Below are 3,770 nucleotides of genomic sequence, written 5' to 3' on the forward strand. Positions count from 1 at the left end.
CAATCGACATCATATCCTACGGCGTCGCCATCGCACGCAAGGACGCGGGCCGGGAAAAGCTTCGCCGCCTCAAGCAGCAACTGGCGATCGCACGCGATGCGGCCCAGACACAACCCTTGTGCGACTGAGCCGGAAGATGTCAACTTTTTTGCTTTTTTGATCAAAAAATAGATCAAAAACTGACAAAATGCTCCGGACCAACGAAAAATGACACGGAAATGAAAATTTTGTTGGACAGCTAAAAATTTTTGCGCATAGTTACCCCACAGCAAGAGCTTAACCGGCCTTACAGTTTGTCTTCTAGGCCGGAGATACTGAAAGTCATCTGCCGGCACAGCCGGTCGGCCGAAATCAAAAAAAGCTATCATAATGGGGAACTAGCATGATTTCTTCGCTGGAACGACACCTGCTGTCCAGAAGACAGATACTACAAGGCGCTGCGGGACTATCCGCTGCCGCGATGATTGGGTCTCGCGCCTTCGCGGCACCCTCCACGCCGATCAGCTTCGTCGGCTGGCAATACCAGCCGCAGATCGTCGAAGAGAACGTCAAGACGTTCATGAAACTCTATGATGAGAACGTGAATTACGAGCTCGTATCGGGCGATTACCACCCTGTGGCGGAAACGAAGCTCACCGGCGGTCAGCATATCGACATGCTGTATTCCGAAGAGAACTACATCGCCCGCTGGCACGCGGCCAACTGGATCCGTGACATCGAGAGCCTTCCGGGCGTTGCCGATATCAAGGCCGGCATGTTCCCGGTCAGTGTCGAGTCGCTTTCGCTGCCCAACGGCGGGGCCCTGTGCGGGCTCCCCTACTACGCCGGCTACAACACCTTCCTCTACAACGAGGAGCATCTCAAAAAGGCCGGGGTTCAGGTACCGGAAACCTGGGATGCCGTTCTTGATGTCTGCCGCAAACTCAAGAAGGACGGCATATCCGACGCGCCCTTTCACGCAATGTGGCAGCAACAATGGCCAAACATGTCCTGGTATATGTTCGCGGCTTGGTATTCCGAGGGCGCCAAGGTCTTCGATGCCGACGGAAACTTCGTCGATGAGCCGGCCTTGCGCAAGATCCTCGAAATCAACCAGACCTTCTACAAGGAGAAGCTGGTCGTCGAAGACATCATGACCTTGCCCGGCGAAGGTGTGCCCAGCTATGCCTCCGGCCGTCACACGTTCATGGTCGTCCATGACTACAACCACAAGGTCGCCAACGATCCCGCCGTTTCCAAGATCGCGGGAAAGGTGCGCAACGCGATCATGCCGGGCGCGACCCGCTCGACCATGGCCTGGACGGCGGCCTATCTGATGGGCGCCCAGCCCGTCGATGAGGAGCGCGTGTGGAACCTGCTCCAGTTCTTCGGCGGCAAAGCCAAGGATGGCCAGTATCATGTGATCAAGCGCTGGGCTCTCGAGTTCGGTCTCGGCTCGGGCTACAAGGCGGTCATGCAGGATCCGGAGATCGTCGCCAGTTTCTCGAAATGGCGCGACCTTGACATTTCGGCCAAGCAGCTCGGCATGGCGACGTCACGCGCGATCGGCAAGGCGATCTGGTTCCCGGAATGGGATATGTTCATGATGCAGCAGGTCCAGGAATATATCCGCTCAGGCAGCTCGACCGACGAGTTGGTGACAGCGCTTGCGGCCAAGGCTTCCGAGCTCAAGGCCCAATATCAGTAAGACATGACGCAACAGCCGGTCATCGGGGCCGGCTGTTGCGTCCGCACCAACCTCCAACACATCGCCAGACGCGGCATTGTCGGCGATCTGGCCCAGATGATGCGCGAGGACGCCATGACGATGACATTGCCGTCGCAAGGAGCCGAGCCGCTGGCGCGCGAACGCCGGCGCAGGATGAGCCTTCCGGCTTTTGCCTATCTCTCCGTCGCCCCGACGCTGATCCTGATGATCCTGATCGTCGGCCTGCCGCTCCTCTACAGTCTGTACTTGTCCTTCAACATCACCAATCCGATCACCAAGCGATGGATTTTCGTGGGCTTCGCCAATTATGCGAAGATCTTCCAGAATCAAGGCTTCTGGTATGCGCTCGGCCGCACGCTTTACTTCTCCACGATTGCGGTCATCGGGACGACCGTACTGGGAACACTGATCGCGCTCGTCTTGAATCAGCGTTTTGCCGGCCGCGGCTTCCTGCGCAGTATCGTCCTCGTTCCCTGGGCCATGGCGCCCGTGTCTATCGGGGTGCTGTGGTCCTTCATCTATGCCGGCAATTTCGGTCTGTTGAACGGCTTTCTCAACGACATAGGCCTCGGTTCATGGGGGCGGGCATGGTTTGGAGAGGGCTTCCGCGCCCTCAACCTCGTGGCGCTGACCCAGGTCTGGAACCAGACGCCGTTGACGACGCTGATGCTCCTTTCCAGCCTGCAATCCATGCCGGGCAACCTGCATCGCGCTGCCATTCTCGACGGCGCGGGACCGGTCAAGCGCTTTTTCGCGATCACTTTGCCTTGGCTCAAGTCGACGCTGCTGTTCTCCACCATCATCTCCACGATCAATGCGTTCCTGGCCTTCGACATCATCTGGATCATGACGCGCGGCGGTCCGGGCGCGGCGACCACCACACTGTCCTGGCTCGGCTACATGCAATCCTTTCAGTTCCTGAAGTTCGGCGAAGGGGCCGCTCTTCTTTACGTGCTGACGTTTCTCAGCCTTGCATTCGCCATCGCCTATTTTGCCTTCCTCAGCCCCAGGAAAGCCAGGACGACAGTGTCGGCTTTGGCGGCCCCAGGGCTGCTAACAGCCAGTTGCCCGCGGCCCGCCATGGTCGTTCTGCCGGAATGGAAGCCGAAAAGGCTGATGGGCCCGATCGCTGCACGCAACGCTGGCAAGATCCTGTTCGCGCTCGCCGTCGTTGCCATTTTCGTCTGGTCGTTCCTGCCTGTTGCGGCGCTGGTCCTGATAAGCCTATCGCCAGCCACCGACCTGATCCGCACGCCCCCCTCCATCGTGCCCTCGACGCTCACTTTCGACAACTATCGGGCGGTGCTCATGGCGCAAGGCACGACCAGCGTGCAGGCCGCGCGCGTGCCGTTGTCCCTGCTCAACAGTTTCGGCATCGGCATCGTCGTCTCCGTCGTCAATGTCGCGCTCGGCACCTTGGCTGGCTACGGTTTTGCCCGCTATGCTGGACATCGTTTCTTTGCCGTCAGCCTCTGGGCGCTTCTTCTGACGCGTATGGTTCCCGCACTGACGCTGGTTCTGCCGTTCTTCGTCATCTTCCGGACGCTCGGGCTCATCGACACCCATCTCGGTCTGGTGATCGCATATTCGACGATCCTGATGCCGCTTGCCGCCTGGATGATGAAGACCAGTTTCGAGACCGTTCCAATCAGCCTTGAGCGCGCGGCACAGATCGACGGCTGCAGTCGCTGGACGATGTTCCGCAAGGTTCTGGTGCCCGTGGTGCGGCCGGCTATCGTCGCGGCGCTGATCTTCTGCTTCCTCGTGTCCTGGAACGAGTTTCTCTTTGCCATGATCCTGACCTCGACCCCCAAGACGCAGACAATCCCCGTCGTCATCGCAGGCTTTCTCAACCAGGCCCGTTTCTATGAATACGGACCGCTCTTTGCGGCCAGCGTGCTTGCCATCCTGCCGCCTGTGGCCGTTGCCTTCTTCTTCCAACGTTACCTCGTCCAGGGTGCGCTTTCCGGCGCGGTCAAGGGCTGAAAGGAGCTTCAAGCATGGCGTCGATCAAGATTGCCGGCCTTACCAAGCGGTTCGGGGCGATAGCTGTTTTGAAGGG

General features: G+C 58.9%; 2 protein-coding genes. Both read left to right on the plus strand.

Features of this window, described 5'->3' with window-relative positions; all coding sequences use genetic code 11:
* Window positions 1-382: 382 nt before the first annotated feature.
* Window positions 383-1,687: an ABC transporter substrate-binding protein gene (locus EN893_RS23465; RefSeq protein ID WP_127267309.1), complete on the plus strand. Its 1,305-nt coding sequence runs from the start codon at window positions 383-385 to the stop codon at window positions 1,685-1,687.
* Window positions 1,688-1,690: 3 nt separating this feature from the next.
* The gene (locus EN893_RS23470; protein WP_236383059.1) at window positions 1,691-3,694 is read left to right on the plus strand and encodes an ABC transporter permease subunit; all 2,004 of its coding nucleotides are present in this window, start codon (window positions 1,691-1,693) and stop codon (window positions 3,692-3,694) included.
* Window positions 3,695-3,770: the final 76 nt, after the last annotated feature.

Origin of the sequence: Mesorhizobium sp. M7A.F.Ca.CA.004.04.2.1, from assembly GCF_004022825.1 — a bacterium.
In the GTDB taxonomy this organism is placed as follows: domain Bacteria; phylum Pseudomonadota; class Alphaproteobacteria; order Rhizobiales; family Rhizobiaceae; genus Mesorhizobium.